The 16,887-nt window shown below is 62.2% G+C and carries 14 protein-coding genes; 3 read left to right on the forward strand and 11 right to left on the reverse strand.

The window, feature by feature from the left end:
* Positions 1-232, forward strand: a 232-nt coding sequence (locus NLX68_RS08930) for a hypothetical protein (protein WP_254283711.1), incomplete at its 5' end; no start/stop codon positions are given.
* Between the two features lie 68 nt (positions 233-300).
* On the opposite strand, the gene NLX68_RS08935 is transcribed toward NLX68_RS08930, so the two are convergent.
* From NLX68_RS08935 to NLX68_RS08980, 10 genes are all read right to left on the reverse strand, one after another.
* Positions 301-1,479 carry a PepSY domain-containing protein gene (locus tag NLX68_RS08935; RefSeq protein WP_254283712.1) on the reverse strand — a complete coding sequence of 393 codons (1,179 nt, stop codon included), beginning with the start codon at positions 1,477-1,479 and terminating at the stop codon, positions 301-303.
* Positions 1,480-1,564: 85 nt separating this feature from the next.
* On the reverse strand, positions 1,565-4,081 hold the full coding sequence (locus NLX68_RS08940) for a TonB-dependent siderophore receptor (RefSeq protein WP_254283713.1): 2,517 nt from the start codon (positions 4,079-4,081) through the stop codon (positions 1,565-1,567).
* 88 nt (positions 4,082-4,169) lie between these two features.
* Positions 4,170-5,135, reverse strand: a complete 966-nt coding sequence (locus NLX68_RS08945) for a FecR domain-containing protein (protein ID WP_254283714.1) — start codon at positions 5,133-5,135, stop codon at positions 4,170-4,172.
* A gap of 6 nt (positions 5,136-5,141) precedes the next feature.
* Complete coding sequence (locus NLX68_RS08950) at positions 5,142-5,645, reverse strand: sigma-70 family RNA polymerase sigma factor (protein ID WP_026001151.1); 504 nt, start codon at positions 5,643-5,645, stop codon at positions 5,142-5,144.
* A 126-nt stretch (positions 5,646-5,771) separates the two neighbouring features.
* Positions 5,772-6,239, reverse strand: a complete 468-nt coding sequence (locus NLX68_RS08955; protein WP_254283715.1) for an SRPBCC family protein — start codon at positions 6,237-6,239, stop codon at positions 5,772-5,774.
* 30 nt (positions 6,240-6,269) lie between these two features.
* A complete protein-coding gene (locus NLX68_RS08960) occupies positions 6,270-9,716 on the reverse strand; it encodes a non-ribosomal peptide synthetase (RefSeq protein ID WP_254283716.1) in 3,447 nt (1,148 codons plus the stop codon).
* 2 nt (positions 9,717-9,718) lie between these two features.
* A complete protein-coding gene (locus NLX68_RS08965; protein ID WP_254283717.1) occupies positions 9,719-10,660 on the reverse strand; it encodes a diiron oxygenase in 942 nt (313 codons plus the stop codon).
* Positions 10,657-11,433: a DUF3050 domain-containing protein gene (locus NLX68_RS08970; RefSeq protein WP_254283718.1), complete on the reverse strand. Its 777-nt coding sequence runs from the start codon at positions 11,431-11,433 to the stop codon at positions 10,657-10,659. The genes NLX68_RS08965 and NLX68_RS08970 overlap by 4 nt, the downstream gene beginning before the upstream one ends.
* 615 nt (positions 11,434-12,048) lie before the next feature.
* Complete coding sequence (locus NLX68_RS08975; protein WP_254283719.1) at positions 12,049-12,639, reverse strand: thioesterase domain-containing protein; 591 nt, start codon at positions 12,637-12,639, stop codon at positions 12,049-12,051.
* A gap of 77 nt (positions 12,640-12,716) precedes the next feature.
* A complete protein-coding gene (locus NLX68_RS08980) occupies positions 12,717-13,409 on the reverse strand; it encodes a GntR family transcriptional regulator (protein WP_254283720.1) in 693 nt (230 codons plus the stop codon).
* 303 nt (positions 13,410-13,712) lie between these two features.
* Here NLX68_RS08980 and lapG point away from each other — a divergent pair, with 303 nt between their 5' ends.
* Both lapG and lapD read left to right on the forward strand, forming a co-directional pair.
* Positions 13,713-14,405 (forward strand): cysteine protease LapG, encoded by a 693-nt coding sequence (gene lapG / locus NLX68_RS08985; RefSeq protein WP_045197930.1) that lies wholly within the window; start codon positions 13,713-13,715, stop codon positions 14,403-14,405.
* 10 nt (positions 14,406-14,415) lie between these two features.
* Positions 14,416-16,362, forward strand: a complete 1,947-nt coding sequence (gene lapD, locus NLX68_RS08990) for a cyclic di-GMP receptor LapD (RefSeq protein WP_254283721.1) — start codon at positions 14,416-14,418, stop codon at positions 16,360-16,362.
* Positions 16,363-16,399: 37 nt separating this feature from the next.
* Here the strand turns inward: lapD and NLX68_RS08995 are convergent, their stop codons facing one another.
* Entirely contained in the window at positions 16,400-16,744 is a 345-nt protein-coding gene (locus NLX68_RS08995) for a hypothetical protein (RefSeq protein ID WP_036995343.1), read from the reverse strand.
* Positions 16,745-16,887: the final 143 nt, after the last annotated feature.

Consider the following 16,887-nt stretch of genomic DNA (forward strand, 5'->3'; position numbering starts at 1 on the left):
GAACTCAGCAGTGAAACGATGCATCGCCGATGGTAGTGTGGGGTTTCCCCATGTGAGAGTAGGTCATCGTCAAGATTCAATTCCAGAACCCCTGTCTGCACTGCAGACAGGGGTTTTGTCTTTCTGGCGGTTGCAGATTGCTCTTTCTGTGTTGGTGGTTGTGGTAGTGCTGGTGGGAGCGGGCTTGCCCCGCGATGAGGCCGGTACAGCCAGCACACCAGGTGAAGCCTGAATTGTGACCGCTGTGCGCCCGATCGCGGGGCAAGCCCGCTCCCACAGATCCCAAGGCGTCACCAGCACTTATCCAGCTCTACGCACCTTCCCACTACGCCGCGCCTGCAATTTGCGCCACCCGATATACACCCCGGTCAACGACAGCACCGCAATCATCACGCCCAGCACTGCAATCAACACCTGGCCGGTCATACCGATGATGCGTCCGCCATGGATGGGTAGCTGCAGGCGGTAAAAGCGTTCCCCCAGGGTGCCTTGCCCGGCAATCTCCTTGCCCAGCAGATGCCCGTCAGTCCCGTGAAAGAACAACCAGGACTTACCTTGGGCATCGGTATCGTGCTGACCAAACCCCGCGCCATAGAAGTTGTACTCGAAGCTGTAGTACAGCTCACCGATCGGCGCCTTCAGCCCCAGCCGCTGACCCTCCTGTTGTGCCAGCTGGTAGGCCTGTTGATAGCTCAGCTGGGTAACCCCCAGTTGTGCCTTGGGCAGGGTGCCACGGGCTTCATAGACGCTTGGCTCGACAGGTGAGAACAACGACACCGCCGGTTTGAACACCTGGGCCGGCAGGTTCATCGCCACGCTGCTGAGCGCAACCGGCAGCAGCAGTAACCACAACCACAAACCGCCTGCCCTGTGGATATCCATGTTCAGCCGATAGGCATGACCGCCCTTGATCTTCCAGGCTTTCGACCACTTGCCCCAGAACGGCCGCCCACGAGGCAAGGTCAGCAGCACGGCGATAAAGCAGTCGATCACCCACATGATCGCCACCACACCCATCAGCAGGATCCCCCAGTTACCGGGCAGGGTCAGGCTGTAGTGCAACTCGAGCATGAACGGCATGAAGTTCTCCCGGGAGAAACAGCATTCACCCCAATAGCGCTGGCCCAGGGTCAGGCCGCTGACCGGGTCGAGATAGAACACGGTGTTCTTCTCGGCATAGGGCTCGCCGCTGGCAGGATCGTTGCGTGGCACCATCGCCAGCAGTGCTGCATGCCCAGGCTCGTTCGGATACTCCATGTACCAGACCTGCAGCCGCGGGTGCTCGGCCTGCAACTTATCCACAAGCACCCCCGGTTGCTGCCGTTCACCCACGGCGGGGGCTTCGTAGAAGGAAGGGTTGAGCCATTCGTCCAGTTCGTGATGAAAGGCCAGGACGCTGCCGGTGAGGCCGGCCAGGGCTAGAAACAGTGCGGTGATCAGGCCGAGGTAGCGGTGTAGCAGTACGTAGAGCTGACGCATGAGTAAAGGTCCGGGGTAAGTCGCCAGATGCAACAAAGCCAGCGCCCGGAATCAGGTGCTGGCTTTGGCGTTCATACAGGTGAGGTCAGAACTGGTAGCTGACCGTGGCACTGACGTTGCGCTCTTCGCCCATGTAGCAGTAACTCAGGCTGGCACAGGAGGCGATGTAGCTTTCGTTGGTGAGGTTGTTGGCGTTGAGCCGCACATCCAGCCCCTTGAGCCCGACCTTGCCCAGGTCATAACCAACCGAAGCATCGAACAGGGTGTAGGAGGGCACCTTCATGGTGTTCTCGGCATCCACCCAGCTGTAGCCGACATAGCGCACACCACCGCCCAGGCGCAGGCCGTCGAGGGCGCCCTGGCGGACGTTGTAGTCAGCCCACAGCGAGGCCATGTGCCGCGGTGCCTGGGTCGGCGAGTTGCCCTTGTTGTCGAGGTCGCTGGCAAGCAACGTGCTCGGCATCGACTTGGAGTACTCGATATCGGTGAAGGTGTAGCTGCCGAGGACTTTCAGGTTGTCGGTGACCTGCATGTGCGCTTCCAGCTCCAGGCCCTGAGAACGGACCTGGCCGACAGGACGGTAGAACTCTTCCTGCGGCAGCTTGGAGGCAAGGTTCTCCTGCTCGATGCGGAACACCGAGGCGGTGAACAGGTTGTCGGTGCCCGGCGGCTGGTACTTGATACCGGCCTCCCACTGGGTACCCTCGGTCGGCGCCAGCGGGTTGCCCGACTGGTCGGCGTAGGAGTTGGGGTTGAACGACTCGGAGTAGCTGATGTACGGCGCAATGCCGTTCTCGAACAGGTACAGCACGCCGGCGCGACCGGTCAGCTTGGTACGCTCGTCACTGATCTTGGTCCCCAGCGGACGGCTGGCTTCGGCGATGCGGTTCTCATCCGACGTCTTCACCCAGTCCTGACGCAGGCCCAGGGAGAAACGCCACTGGTCGAGCTCGATCAGGTCCTGCAGGTATACGCCGGTCTGCTGCAGGCGACGCAGGTAGCTGGTGGGGTCGAAGTAGGTGATTTGCGAGTTGCCATACTGCGGATCGAAGGCATTGATGGGGGCTAGGGCGCCACTGCGCCAGTCGACCACGGTCTTGCGTCGCTGGTAGTCCAAGCCCAGCAGTGTGGTGTGCTTGGCGCTGCCGGTGAAGTATTCGGCCTGGAGCATGTTGTCGATGATGTACGAATGCAGTTTTTCATCGCCGCCGGTGTAGTAGCGGTTCAGCTCATTGCTGGTCGGCGTGGTCCAGCCCCAGGCATACACCTGGTCCATCTTCACCGTCGAATCCAGGTAGCGGAGGTTCTGCCGCGCGCTGAACACGTCGTTGAAGCGGTGCTCGAACTGGTAGCCGAACGACTGCTGGTCACGCTCGTAACGGTCGACGCCCGGCTCGCCTTCGAAGAAATGATCGGAGATGCGCCGGCCATTGCGCTGGTGCAGCGCACCATCGGCCGGCACGCCGCCGTGATAACCGCCGTCGGGGTCATGCTGCAGGTAGGCCTGCAGGGTCAGCGAAGTATCTTCGCTGAAGTTGATGCTGACGGTTGGCGCCAGGGCGAAGCGCTTTTCTTCGTTGTGGTCGAACTGGGTGTCGGACTGATCGACCAGGCCCACCAGGCGATAGGCGATGCGCTGGTCGTCATCCAGCGGGCCGCTGAAGTCGAAACCGACGCCACGCTGGCCCTGGGTGCCGACGGTGGCCTGGACTTGATGATAGGCCTCGTACAGTGGCTTCTTGCTGGTCAGGGCGACCAGGCCGCCGGGCGAGCTGCGGCCATAGAGCACCGAAGACGGCCCCTTGAGGATATCCACCCGCTCGAGGAAGTACGGATCGACCTGCATGGTGCTGTAGGTGCCGCTGTCACCCATGGACTTCAGACCGTCCAGGTAGATGTTATCCACAGAGCCGTCGTTGAAGCCGCGCATGGCCACGTAGTCGTAGCGGTGAGTCGCGCCATAGGGGTTGGTCAGCACGCCCGGGGTGTAGAGCATGGTCTGGGCCACGGTCTGCGAGCCCTGGTCGTCCATTTGCTGACGGGTAACCACCGACACCGACTGCGAGGTTTCCAGAATCGGCGCACTGGTCTTGGTCGCGACCTGGCTGTGGGTGGCGTTGTAGCCTTCCATGCTGCCCAGCGCGTTACCCAGGGCGAACTCGCGCACTTCTGTACTTGGCAACGACAGCGCTGCGTCCTGTGGCTGAGCCCGCAGCACAAAGCTGCCGCCATCCTGGCTGACGGCCTCCAGGCCCGAACCGTTGAGCAATTGGCGCAGCGCCTGGTCGGTGGCGTAACTGCCTTGCAGGCCTGGCGACTGCAGGCCCTGGGTCATTTGCGGCGTGCTCGACAAGGTGATCTGGGCCTGGCGGGCGAACTGGTTGAGCACGTCATCCAGGGAACCGGCGGGGATGTTGTACTGCTGGCTGACACTGCCCGCTTGCGCGGCAAGCGCCACAGCCGGTACAGCAGTAATGCCCAGGGCGGTGCTGAGCAGCGCGGCGCGGATGGCCTTACCGAGGGTGCTGCTCGTGGCAGAATCTAAGACAGGTTGAAAATCATTCTTCTTGTTGAGCCGCAACAGGGGCGAAGCATTACGCATGGAGAGCATCCGTAGAGTCGGTAAGGGCAGAAGGAGTCGCTTACTGTCCTAGCCGGACTCGTTGGTAAAACCCGCCAAAAAAACTTGTTCAGGCCAGTCGCTCGAGGCGCACCCACCAGCGAGTGCGATGGCTGACCTTCACTGGCAGCGTCTGCGGCAGCAGCTGCAGCAGTTTGTCGGTGTCCTCAAGGCGGAACACACCGGACAGGCGCAAGTCGGCAATGTCATCGGCGCAGCTCAGATAACCGTGGCGATAGCGCCCGACTTCGGCGAGGAAATCGCCCAGGCGCATGTCGCGGGTGACGATCAGCCCTTCGGCCCAGGCGCCGGTATCCATGTCCTGATTGTGCAGGAGGGTTGCGCCCCGGGCATCGAGGCGATAACTCTGGCCGGCGTGAACCCATTGCAGCGGGCCTGGCGAGTGGATGGCGACGCTGCCCTGGTTGACGCTGATGCGGGTGCAGTCGCTGTCCTGGCGCACCACGAAGCGGCCGTCGAAGCCTTGCAGCAAGGCTTCGCGGGTGCGTATCAGCAACGGACGACCCGGGCCGGTCGTATCCTTGGCGCAGGTCAGCATCAACTCGCCGCGCTTGAGGCGAATCAGGCGCTGATCGGCCTCGAAGGCGAGGTCGGCGGCGCTGTTGGTGTTCAGTTGCAGCAACGAGCCATCCGGCAGGCGCAAGCTGCGCCGCTGACCGGTGGCGCTGGTAAAATCTGCGGTCAGCGGGCTGACAACGTCCAGGTCCTTGCCCAGCCAGGCCGCCGAGCCGAGCACCAGCACGCCGCTGAGCAGCTTCAGGGCCTGACGCCGGTGCAGGCGCTGGCTGCTGTTCTCCAGGGTCTGCAAGGCCACACTGGCACCTGGTATGGCGCGCAGGTTGAGCTCCTGATGCAGGGATTGCACCCGTTGCCAGGCCAACTCATGGTCCTGATGGGCTGTACGCCACCGTTCGCATTGTTGCTGCAGATGAGCGTTGTGGCCGTTTTCACGCAGTTTGAGCATCCAGTGGATAGCCTGCTTGACCACCCGCGGGCCGGGGTTGAGAGTTGTCATGCCAGCTTACGCCTCGCTCTCGTAGCGCAGCAGGTAGCAGTGATACAGGGCATCGGCCACATAGCGCTCTACCGAGCGCAAGGACACGCCCATCTGCTCGGCAATGTCCTTGTGGCTCAAGCCTTCGCACTGCGCCAGCAAAAAGGCGCGGCGCACCTTGGGCTTGAGGCCGTCAAGCATCTGCGCGATGCGCTCGAGCAGCTCCAGCAGCAGTTCGCGGGTTTCCAGCGAAGGGACTTCGCCCTCGGGCAGGTGCGCCAAGGCTTCGAGGTAGGCGCGGTGCAGCTCTTCACGCCGCCAATGGTCGATCACCAGGCCGCGGGCGATGGTCCGCAGGAACGCCCGGGGGGCGTTCAGCTCCAGCTGTTCGCGCCGCTGCAGCAGGCGCACGAAAGTGTCCTGGGCCAGATCCGCGGCATCGGCGGCATTGCCCAGCTTGCTGCGCAGCCAAGTGTTCAGCCAGCCGTGGTGGTGGCTGTAAAGCGTGTGCACGGACTCTCGAGAGGGCATGAAGGTGCGCTGCTGAAGGGGTCATAAATGATAATTAGTCTCATTGTTGGCATCCTTGGACTATTTTGCAACTGTTGATCAGGGCAAGCTCGCTCTTGTAGGAGCGGGCTTGCCTCGCGATCAGGTTTAACTCAACAAATTCCTCACATTGTTCATCGCCTCATCGGCAAACCCCTGCAAAAACGCCTGAAAGCCTGGCAGCGCCTCGCTGCCGCCTTGCCACGGCTCGGCCTGAATGGTCCAGGTCGCTCGCGCCTGGCGCTCGCCCAGCGCCTCGACCTGCATCGCCGCCCACAGGTTGCCGATGTTCAGGCTGGTGTAGATCAGGCTCCAGGTCATGCTCATGGCCTGCTCGTCACGGGTATTGAGCTGTTCGATGACCACGTTGCCGTCCTTGAACAGCTTCTTGCGCACCGAACGCACACCGTTGCCGGTCATCTCGATGTGCGCCAGGGCCGGGATGAACACCGGGAAGCCGGCGAAATTGCCGACGATGTTCCAGACACTGGCGGCATCGCTGGCGATCTCGACACTGGCCACCACTCGGCAGCCAGCAGGGTTGTGGATCAGGGTGTCGGGTTGAAGGGCTTGCATGGGTGGATCTCCTGCGTGGGTTGAAGGCGGTCAGATGAAGGCAATGTCGTGCAGGTACTGGCAGCCGCGTTGCAGCAACTGCGGGGTTTTCTGCGGGTAGCGCGCGCCCATGCGCTCGACACCGGCGCGGGCATTGCCATGCTCGATTCGCGAGATGTCGCCGATGTCTTCCTCGAAGCCATCCAGGTAGAAACCCAGAACATCGAACAGCGCGTTGTCGCGATCGACTCGCTGCAACTGCCGTTGCCACTGCTCGATGCTGACCAGCTCGAATGGCGTGCCGCTGTCACGGAACACCGAGACGTAGTCGCTCCAGCTCAGTGGCTCGGGGTTGTGCAGGTTGAACACCGCCTGCTCGGGCTGGTAACGGCTGCTGTGGAAGGCGATGAAGCGGGCGAGAAAATCCACCGGCATCAGGTCGAAGTTGAGCTCCAGGGCCGGCACCTGACCGAGTTGCAACGAGCCTTTGAGCATCAGCATCAGCCGGTTGCGCTGGGGTTGGCAGATGCCGCTGCGGCTGTCGAAGGTGATGTTGCCGGGGCGAAACAGGTTGACCCACACCCCTTGGGCGCGGGCACGCTGGAGGATGCGCTCGCCCACCCATTTGCTCAGGTTGTAGCCATTACGCAGGTAGAGCGGCGGTGTTGTCGCCGGGTCCCGCTCCAGCACCTGGCCATTGGTGTCGATGGCGCTGCAGGCCGACAGGGTCGAGATGAAATTGAAGACTTTCTTGCGCCGGCCTTCGCACAAGCGCAGGCACTCGAACAGTGGCTCGACGTTGTCGGCAGCCAGGGTGCGGTAATCCAGCACATGGTTGACCTGCGCTGCGTTGTGCAGCAGCGCACCGTACTCGCTGTCCAGATAGTCGTAGTCGCTGTCGGTCAGGCCCAGTCGCGGCTGGCGCAGGTCGGCGGCGAAGACTTTCACCCGGCTCATGTCAAGGCCGTGCAAGCCGTTGTCCACCAGCGCTGCGGCGAAACGTTGCGGCGCTGACTGACTGGCGCTGGAGCGCACCAGGCAGGCTACTTCGCTGGCGCCCCATGCAAGCAGCGCTTCGATCAGGTGCACGCCAAGAAAACTGTTGGCACCAGTGACGACTACCTTGTGCACATCGCCCAATTGCGCCATTGGCAGCACATTCAGATGCAGTTCGCGACAGGCATCGCGTTCGGCTTGCGGATCGAGGCCGTGAGCCTGCGTATGCTCGCCGCTGACCAACGTTGCCAGGCGCTGCACGGTAGGCATCTCGATAAACTGATTGATCGCAATGGCGCAAGCGAACTGCTCGCGAACCGCCAGCAACAAACGCGATAGCAGGATCGAGTGGCCGCCGAGGCTAAAGAAGCTGGCGTCGGTGGAGATGTCCTCCTCGGGCAGTTCCAGCAGTTCGCTCCACACCTCAACCAGCTGCGTTTCAACAGGCGTAACCGGACCCAAGTGCTGGTCGCGCGGCGCCAGGGCCGGTGGCATTGCCAGCAGCGCCTGGCGATCGATCTTGCCGTTGGCGGTGTAGGGCATCTGTGCCAGTTGCTGATAGACGCCTGGGCGCATGTAGTCGGGCAGTCGTTGCTCGGCATGCCGGCACAGGGCAGCTTCGCCATTGTCGCCAGTGGCTTGTGCGCAGAACGCCAGGATCCGCCGCTGGCCATCGATGACCACCGCCACCTGGTGGAACAGCCCGCTGCTGCGCAGGCAGTGCTCGATCTCCTCTGGTTCGACGCGAAAGCCGCGGATCTTCACCTGGTTGTCGCGGCGGCCACAGAGCTCGATGCCGTCGGCTGTCCATTTGCCGATATCGCCGCTGCGGTACACGCGGATCGTGCTGCCATCGGCACGCGGCAGGTTGAGGAAGCGCTCATCGCTCAGGGTTGGATTGTTCAGATAGCCCAGGCCAACGCCCGGCCCTGCGATGTACAACTCACCGGGGCTGTCTTCGGCGACCGGTTGCAGCTCGTCGTCGAGGATCAACACCTGGGTGTTGGCGATCGGGCGGCCGAGGTTGCGGTTGTTGTCGTCAGCCTGGAATACCCGGGTCGTCGCCAGCACGGTGGTTTCGGTCGGGCCGTAGATGTTGTGCAGCTGGCACTGCCCGGCCAGGCGTGCGATCACCTCCGGCTCACAGACATCGCCGCCGGTAATCAGGTGGCTCAGCCCTAGCGGCTGGTCGCGTGGCAGGATGCTCAGCAGCGCCGGCGGCAGGAAGGCGTGGGTCACCTGCTGGTCGTGGAGCAGAGCCAGCAGACGCGCCGGGTCGCGGCGTTGATCTTCAGTGGGTACCACCAGCTCGCCGCCGCAAACCCAGGTGGCCAGGATATCCAGCAACGAGGCATCGAAGCCGATGGTCGAGAACTGCAGTGCGCGGCTGTGCTGATCCAGCTGCACATGGGCGCTGTACCAGGCCTGGAAGTGGCTGAGGTTGCGCTGGCTGAGCAGCACGCCCTTGGGCTGGCCGGTGGTGCCCGAGGTGTAGATCGCCACGCAGGGGGCGTCTGGCGCGGGTCGCTGGCGCAACAGTGATGGCAGCGGCTGCGCCAGCGGTGTGGGCAGCTGGCGCAGGTCCAGGGTCGGCAGTGACAGGTCATCCACTGGCAGCTGACCGTCATGTAGCAGCAAGCTGGCGCCGGCATTCTCCAGAATGTAGCGCAGGCGTTCGGCCGGTTGCGCCGGGTCCAGCGGCAAGTACACCGCTCCACAACCGAATACCGCGAGCACGCTGGCGTAGAGCGCGGCGCACTTGCCCAGGCAAACGCCGATCACGGGTGGTTCGGTGCTGGTCGAGGAAACACTCATACGTTGCTGGATGGCTGCCGCCTGGGCATGCAACTGTGCGTAGTTGATGCGCTGGCCGTTGAGGTTCAGTGCCGTTTTGTCGGCATGAAGGCGCAGGCTCTGCTCCAGGCGCTCGATCAGCGGGACGTCGGCCGCGGCGAGTAATGCGGGGTTATCGGTCTGGTTGAAACGGTGGAAACAGGCCAACTGCTCCAGCCAGTCGAGGCCCTGTTCCTGATCCTGTTGCCCGGGGCTGATGGCGGCAGCCTGCTGCAAGTATTCAGGGTTTCGCGAGAAGCGGCTGACGAGCAGCGCGAGCATGTCCCGCAGGCTGTCGATGGCGTGCAAGCGCAAGTGCTGACCGTTACCTGAACGTTCGGGCGCCAGACGCTGGCGCTCGATCAGGCGTTGCGCGGTGGCGCTGCCGGTCCAGCACAGCAGCTCGAGTGTGGGCAGGGCGTCAGGGTTTTGCACATAGACCCCCAGACGCAAGCTCAGCAGGGCGCAGTCGCCCAACGTCTGCCAGTCACAGGCTCGCAGCGCCAGGCTGCCGTCATCGATCAGCAACTGTGGCTGGCGCCAGGGGCGTGTCAGCAAGGCTTCGGCGCTGTCGGCCAGGTGCAGCGCGTGACCGTGCTCGTACAGTTCCCGATGCAGCAGCTGCAGCGCCGGGCTTGCGCCGATCAGAAGGATTTCCAGGCGTCTCATGGTTATCTCCTTGGCTTGGGCAGGTAGTGCGCCAGAGCGTCTTGCACACAGGGCGAGTCGAGCATGGAACTGGCGCGGAACAGGCGCAGGATGTTGCCTAGCAGCGGATGCTGGTGATCGATCGGGTAGGCCATGGACGTCACTTCCTGGCGCAGCGCCGCTCGCGCGGTCTCGTTGATCGGCAACTGGGCGATCAGGGCAAAGTCGAAGCGCTTCTGGATGTCGTTGGTCAGGTACTGCGCGAGAAACACCGGCAGGATTTCAGCGATGCAGTGCCGGTCCGCGTCGGGGGCGCTGTGCCAGTAGATGCGCACCAGCCGTGCCCAGAAGCTCGAATGGCGGCCTTCGTCGAGCAGGTGATCGGCCATCAAGCCCTGCACCGATGGCTTGACCGTGTCATCCCGGGCGAAGGCGGCGACATCGTCGGTCAGGGTGTTCTCGGCGATGCCCACGCAGATCAGCTCAAGGGCGTCGCGCAGGTGCGCCGGCGCCAGCGCCAGGGCTGCGGGGATCGCCCTGCTCAGCTCGATTTCCTCGGGCAGGGCCATCGGTTCAATCCCGGTCAGGGCGATGGTTTGTTGCATGAAGTCCATGGCCACCAGGGCGTGGTAGTCCTCATCCACCACCACGGTCATGGCGTCATAGCGACAGGCGAATGGAAAGCGAATGGCGAAGCGATCCTTGGCGATCCGCCGCGCCGTGCGGTCGACGATCTCGGTCTCGAAAATCACCACGTCGTTGATGAACTTGTACAGGCTCTGGGTCAGGGCGAAATCGCGCTGCTGCGGGCACTCGCGCATAAAGGTCTCACTGAGCACCAGCGGCTGGCGGCTGAGCGGATAAATCAGCCGCTGATCGTCCTCGACCAGGCGTCGCGGCCGGGTGCGGATGGTTGCGCGGCTCTCCCAGGCCTCGGCGCAGGAGTGGTAATCAAGGGCATTCATGCGCTGACCTCCGCGACGGGCTCGCGCATCGACAGGCGCAGGCGGTCCCACAGGGCAATGCGGCTGTCGACGGCGGCAATGGCAGCTTCCAATACCTGGCGCTCCTGCCCCGGGTCGCCTTTCACCAGCCGGGCCAGCAGGGCCTCGGCGGCCGGGCCGTGATCTTCGGCGTCGACTTCGATGTGCCGTTGCAGGTAGTAGCGCAACGTCGGCGCCTGTTCGCCGGTGATGCCCCAGTCATCGAGGATGCGCTGGAACATGCATGGAATCACACTCTCACGCCCATGCAGGAAGGCTGCAGCGACGCTATGGGCAGGCGCGCCCAGGGCGGTCTCCAGGGTGTGGCAGACGAACTGCCGGGCCGCCTCGCTGGCACCTGCGCGTTGCAGGGCGCTGGCATAGCCGACACCTTCTCGTTGCAGGTTGATGAAGCGTTCGATCGCCGAGGTGCTGGCGCCGACTTCACGCATGGCGTCCAGGTACAGCTCGAAATGGCTGTAGTGCCCCTGGCCCAGGCGATCGTCGGACTCCTCGCCGAGGACGATCTCGTTGATCAGACGCGCGGCGTTCGGATCAAGCGGCGGCAACCAGGGCAACTGGATGCAGGTCAGCTCCTGTTGCAGGCGTTTGGTCAGCGACATGAAATCCCAGACTGCAAATACATGGGTTTCCATGAACCGTTGCAATACCGGTAATGAATCTATTTCGGCAAAGATGGGGTGCGCGGCAAGTTCGGCTTTGCGGGCGATAAGGTGCGAAGTCAAAGTGCTCATGGCGTTTCCTTGTCAGTGGCTGACGTTCGGTTCATTCGCCTTCAGCGCCAGTGTCGAAGTTTTCGAGGGCCGAGCAGGGGCCTCGACTGAATCATTCGATAAAAGCGCGATGGCAGGCGTATCGATGCAATAAGCATCCTGTTCACAGGCTTACGGGTATTTTTTTACTCAGGCTGGCCCGTGCCGATAAAAAGTTAGAACAACTTTTAAGTGTTCGGCAATCATTTTGTTAATTATATTTTCAGTTGATATTTTCGGGTGTGAGACAAGTAATTAAAACTTTGGTTTAAAGTTTTATTTTTATGTAAGTGCTCCTTCCGGCAACGAAGTGTCAGAATAAAAACTGCGTGAGTGAATGCCTCACTCGGAGCACTAAATAATGTAAGTCGGACGGGGTTGACTCTTGGGGGCAGCTGATCGTTATCGGTCCTTGCCCGGCGCTAGGCTCCTTCTGCAGGTGTGCAATAGGCACGCGACCTGGCCCGCCTGACGGCGATCAGCGGTCGCTGCGCGGGTAAGAGTGTGCCGAAAATGCAGGGGCCGCCATGGCTGGCGGCAACAGGAGGAGAGAATTCAGGGGCCAGAGCCCCTTGCCGGAAGGCCGTGGGCCTGGGTTTACAGGCTTAGCAGGCCCAGATGGGTGTTGATGATCTGGAGCAGGCGCTGATTGAACATAAGGTCGTTGCCTTGCTCTTCAGGTAGTTCGATCAGCTCGATCTCGCGGCTGCTGAAATCATGCCAGCCCAGCATCCGCGATAGATAACCTGACGGATACAGCGCAGTGACGGGCACGTTGAGCGCTGCTGCCGATTCACCGGCCGTCGTCGCATGGGGGCTGTCGCATGTGGAGACAAACAGATGACGAGTTTGCCCTGGGTGCAGTTGCGCGGCGTGATTGGCCAGGGCAAAGGCTAGCTGGGCGCCCGGCCCCTGGCCGAACAGGGCATGGGGGTTGCGCAGGTAGACCTGCAAGCGTTCGACCAAAGATGCGACCAGGGCGCACGTGTTTTGCAGGGGCAGCGAGGTTGTCAGATCGCCGTAGGCCAGGACGTTGACGGTCACCAGCTCGATATGTTCGTTAAGCTCCGCTGCCCAGGCACGGTATTGGCTCAGATGGTCCTCGCTGCAGGCAAGGCAGATCAGACGAACCTGGGGCGGCTGGGCAGAGCCTGGTACGGTTCTGCGCTGAAGAGTAGGGGCGTGCACTGCCTTTCCTTTCGCTCAAGGTATGCCCCGAGCGCAATTGCGGCCATTGGCCGGGGTCGCCGGCAGTGGCCGTGGTTTCACTCTGTCGATTGTCGGTTCAGGTAGGCCTTCATCGTTTTCGCCCCGTTGTTCAGGTGGCGTTCGAGAATCCTGACGGCATCTTCAACCGACTTGTCATTAGCGGCGTCCACCAACCCGATGTGATCGTCCTGGGTCAACTTGCCCAGGCCCATCGAGGATAAGTGGAAACGCAGAAAGCGTTCTTCTTCATTGAGTTCGTTTTCAATCAGTCGCAAGAGTTTCTGATTGGTCGCCTTGCTATACAGGCTCATGTGGAACAAGCGGTTCAGGCGCCCGATTTCGGCATGCCGGGTTTCGTTTTCCAGTTGGGCGATATAGCTGCGCGCCAGGGCAATGTCGTCGGCATCGAGCAACGGAATCGACTGACGCAACGCTTCGGATTCCAGAATGACCCGCAAGGCATAGGTATCTACGGCATCTTCGCCGATCAGCGGCGCGACCACCGCACCTTTGTGCGCCACCACCTGCAGCAGCGATTGCGCCTCCAGTTGGCGCAGGGCTTCGCGCACGGGCATGCGGCTGACGCCAAACAAAGTGGCCAGTTCCTGTTGGCGCAACGCCAGACCGGGCTCCAGGCGACCATCAAGGATGGCACTGCGCAGCCGTTCTTCGATCACAGTACGAGCCAAGTGTGGCGGAACTTGCTCGCCACCCAGGATTTCGCTCAGGAGTTTGGTTTTTCCGCCCACGCTGTCTTTGCCTGAAGTCGAAGGGGGTCATTGGATCCAATAACCCTAGTTAGGAGAGATTTACTTGTCAAACCGCATCGATGAGGCCGCGCATCAACAATGCGAAACCACGCTCACCGGCGCCATGCTTGCTATCGTGAAGGAAGTTTTTGCTCAAGGGAAGCAGGGTTGTAGCCCGCGCCTGACAAGGGGTTGCTCATGATCAACAGGTTGATGGCAGGGTGATTGTATGGTGCCATTGTTTTTTTCGGGGTGAGGCCGCACCATCGGCGTTTTCTCACAAGTCTGCGCGGATTATTCGCATTGGCGATACGTTGGGCTGTTCAATTGACCCTGCGCCGGCTTGGCCTGGCCGTGGTGCTCGGCTGCCTGTTGCTGGGCGGCCTGCATGCGGACTGGGATTTTTCCCAGATCAGCCGCCGCGCTCAGTCGTTGTACGGGCCATTGGGGCCTGGTCAGGGCCGCATCGATGCCTGGCAGAACCTGTTGGCAACCCAGAAGCAAGGCAGCGAAGCTGAGCGCCTGAAGGTGGTCAACCAGTTCTTCAACCAGCAGTTGCGCTATGTCGAAGACATCGACCTGTGGCGTGAGGTGGACTACTGGGCAACGCCGGTGCAATCGTTGATCAAGGGCGCTGGTGACTGTGAAGACTACGCTATCGCCAAGTATTTCAGCCTGCGTCGGCTCGGGGTTCCTGCCGAAAAACTGCGCATTACCTACGTCAAGGCCCTGCGCCAGAACCGTGCGCACATGGTCCTGACCTATTATTCAAGCCCGGAGGCCATGCCGCTGGTGCTCGACAGCCTGATCGATGCGATCAAGCCCGCCAGCCAGCGGCCGGATCTGTTGCCGGTGTATTCGTTCAACGGTGAGGGCCTGTGGCTGACCGGGGCGGGTGGCAACAAGAAAGTCGGCGACACCAAACGGTTGTCGCGTTGGCAGGATCTATTGAAGAAGATGCAGGCCGAAGGCTTCCCCGCCGAGCCGGCTTACTGAAGGAGCACAGATGTCACTGTTCAAACAATTGCTGCTTGCCATCTGCCTGTTCCTGGTGGTCGCCTTCAGCGGCAGCTTCATGGTCAGCCTGGAGAGTTCGCGCAGCCAGTACGTCAACCAGTTGCGCTCTCACGCCCAGGATGCCGCCACGGCCCTGGCGTTGTCGCTGACACCGAATATCGATGACCCGGCAATGGTCGAGCTGATGGTCAGCTCGATCTTCGACAGTGGTTACTATTCGAGCATCAAGGTCATCGACATGGGCTCCAACGCCCTGCTGGTCGAACGCCATGCCGAGCCTGATGCCAATGGTGTGCCGGCCTGGTTCATCCGCCTGATCGGCCTGGAGGCGGCCGGTGGCGATGCCATCGTCAGCCGCGGCTGGCAACAGGCGGCACGGGTCGAGGTGGTCAGCCATCCGATGTTCGCCCTGGCCAAGCTCTGGCAGAGTGCACTGGGCAGCCTCGGCTGGCTGCTGCTGTGCGGCGCGTTGAGTGCGGTGCTTGGTGCATTGTTGCTGCGTCGCCAGCTCAAGCCGCTGGATTACATGGTGGCGCAGTCCCACGCCATTGCCCGGCGTGAGTTCCTCAGCCTGCCAGACCTGCCACGCACCCCGGAGTTGCGCCGGGTAGTGCAGGCCATGAACCAGATGGTCGAGAAGCTCAAGGCGCTGTTCCAGGAGCAGGCCGAACGCAGCGAGAAGCTGCGGGTCGAGTCGTACCAGGACAGCCTCACCGGCCTTGCCAACCGCCGCTATTTCGAAATGCAGCTCAACGCCCTGGTCAGCAACCTCGAAGAAGCGCGCCCGGGTTACCTGCTGTTGCTGCGGGTCAAGGACCTGGCCGGGCTCAACCAGCGTCTGGGTGGTCAGCGCACCGACCAGTTGTTGCAAGCAGTCGGCCAGCAGTTGCAACGCATCTGCGGCAACTACCCGGAAACCAACAACCTGATCACCCGCAGCCGCGGCGGCGAGTTCGCCGTGCTGGCGCCGGGGTTGGTGCATGAAGAGGCGACCCAGTTGGCCCAGGCCCTGGAAGTGACCTTGCAGAGCCTGGCCGACACCGGCGCCAGCGATGTGACCCCGGTCGCTTGCATCGGCATGGCCCCTTACAGTCCGGGCGATGACCCGCAGGCCTTGCTCAAGCTTGCCGACGAAGCCCTGGCCCGCGCCGAGAGCCAGCTGGAGCCGGGCTGGGTGTGCCTGGAGCAGGGCACCGCGCCGCAAGCCGGCGATACTCACCATGCCTGGCACACGCTGCTTGATGAGGCGTTGCAGCAGGGTCGCTTCCAGTTGTTCTTCCAGCCGGTGGTGGCCTGCGATGCGCCGGAGCGTGTGCTGCATTACAAAGTGATCTCGCGGGTGCTCGACGCCCAGGGCCAGGCCGTAGCCGCCGGGCGCTTCCTGCCGTGGCTGGAGCGTTTTGGCTGGTCGGCGCGGCTCGATGTGCTGATGCTCGAACAGGTGCTCAAGCATATGCACAACCACAATGAAGCGCTGGCCCTGAACGTGTCGGCGGCGACCCTGGCCGACCCCAAGGCGTTACAGCGAGTCTACGAGCTGCTTGGCCAGAACGCTGTGCTGGGCCCGCGCCTGACCCTTGAGATCGGCGAAGAACAACTGCCTGAACAAGCGGTGCTCGAACAGCTCACCCGCCGCCTGCGGGCCTTGGGCTTCAGCCTCAGCCTGCAGCGTTTTGGCGGACGTTTCAGCATGATCGGCAACCTGGCGCACCTGGGCCTGGCCTACCTGAAAATCGACGGCAGCTATATCCGCGCCATCGACCATGAACGGCACAAGCGCCTGTTCATCGAAGCGATCCAGCGCGCAGCGCACAGCATCGACTTGCCGCTGATTGCCGAGCGGGTCGAAACCGAGGGTGAGCTCAAGGTATTGCGTGAGATGGGCATTCAAGGGGTTCAGGGACGACTGATCGGCGAGCCGGCACCCTGGCGTTGAGGCAAGCGGCTGCAGGCCGGCAACGGGCCTGCAGCACTCAGATCAGGCCGCCGTTTTCTTCACTGTCATCGATCAGGTTGGTCAACCCGCCCAGCACCTGGCGAGCATTGGAGCGGCTGAGCAATTTGGCCTGCGCGCCGGGCGGCAGGTCGGTAATGCTGATCACGCCTTTGGTGGTCAGCACTTCGATCAAATCCTCGAGCACCCGGATCATGTCCAGGTCACTCTGCTTGAGTTGTTTGAGGCTGTTCTCGACCACATCGTCGGCGAACCACTCCTGGACCTCGGCATGGTCGGCCGGGAGGATTTCCGTGTATTCGGCGTAGGGTGCGGCCTCTACCCGGACCAGTTGGCCCTGTGCATCGCGTTGCACGTAGAACATGGGGTATCCCTCTGAATGTCAGTCCGTATCCGCAGTCAGCAGCATAGGCCAAGCTGGTCGGGCGTGTAGCCCGGCGAGCGAGTATGCGCTGTGAATACGGTGCAGGCAAAGTCCGAAGCTCCGCGCCAGCCCCGGGAGGGCTG

Origin of the sequence: Pseudomonas sp. SBB6 (genome assembly GCF_024213215.1) — a bacterium.
Classification (GTDB): domain Bacteria; phylum Pseudomonadota; class Gammaproteobacteria; order Pseudomonadales; family Pseudomonadaceae; genus Aquipseudomonas; species Aquipseudomonas donghuensis.

Excerpts from the sequence above, each read along its gene's own strand:
- NLX68_RS08935 (WP_254283712.1), bottom strand. The coding sequence starts at position 1,479 with ATGCGTCAGCTCTACGTACTGCTACACCGCTACCTCGGCCTGATCACC.
- NLX68_RS08940 (WP_254283713.1), bottom strand. The coding sequence starts at position 4,081 with ATGCGTAATGCTTCGCCCCTGTTGCGGCTCAACAAGAAGAATGATTTT.
- NLX68_RS08945 (WP_254283714.1), bottom strand. The coding sequence starts at position 5,135 with ATGACAACTCTCAACCCCGGCCCGCGGGTGGTCAAGCAGGCTATCCAC.
- NLX68_RS08950 (WP_026001151.1), bottom strand. The coding sequence starts at position 5,645 with ATGCCCTCTCGAGAGTCCGTGCACACGCTTTACAGCCACCACCACGGC.
- NLX68_RS08955 (WP_254283715.1), bottom strand. The coding sequence starts at position 6,239 with ATGCAAGCCCTTCAACCCGACACCCTGATCCACAACCCTGCTGGCTGC.
- NLX68_RS08960 (WP_254283716.1), bottom strand. The coding sequence starts at position 9,716 with ATGAGACGCCTGGAAATCCTTCTGATCGGCGCAAGCCCGGCGCTGCAG.
- NLX68_RS08965 (WP_254283717.1), bottom strand. The coding sequence starts at position 10,660 with ATGAATGCCCTTGATTACCACTCCTGCGCCGAGGCCTGGGAGAGCCGC.
- NLX68_RS08970 (WP_254283718.1), bottom strand. The coding sequence starts at position 11,433 with ATGAGCACTTTGACTTCGCACCTTATCGCCCGCAAAGCCGAACTTGCC.
- lapD (WP_254283721.1), top strand. The coding sequence starts at position 14,416 with ATGTCACTGTTCAAACAATTGCTGCTTGCCATCTGCCTGTTCCTGGTG.
- NLX68_RS08995 (WP_036995343.1), bottom strand. The coding sequence starts at position 16,744 with ATGTTCTACGTGCAACGCGATGCACAGGGCCAACTGGTCCGGGTAGAG.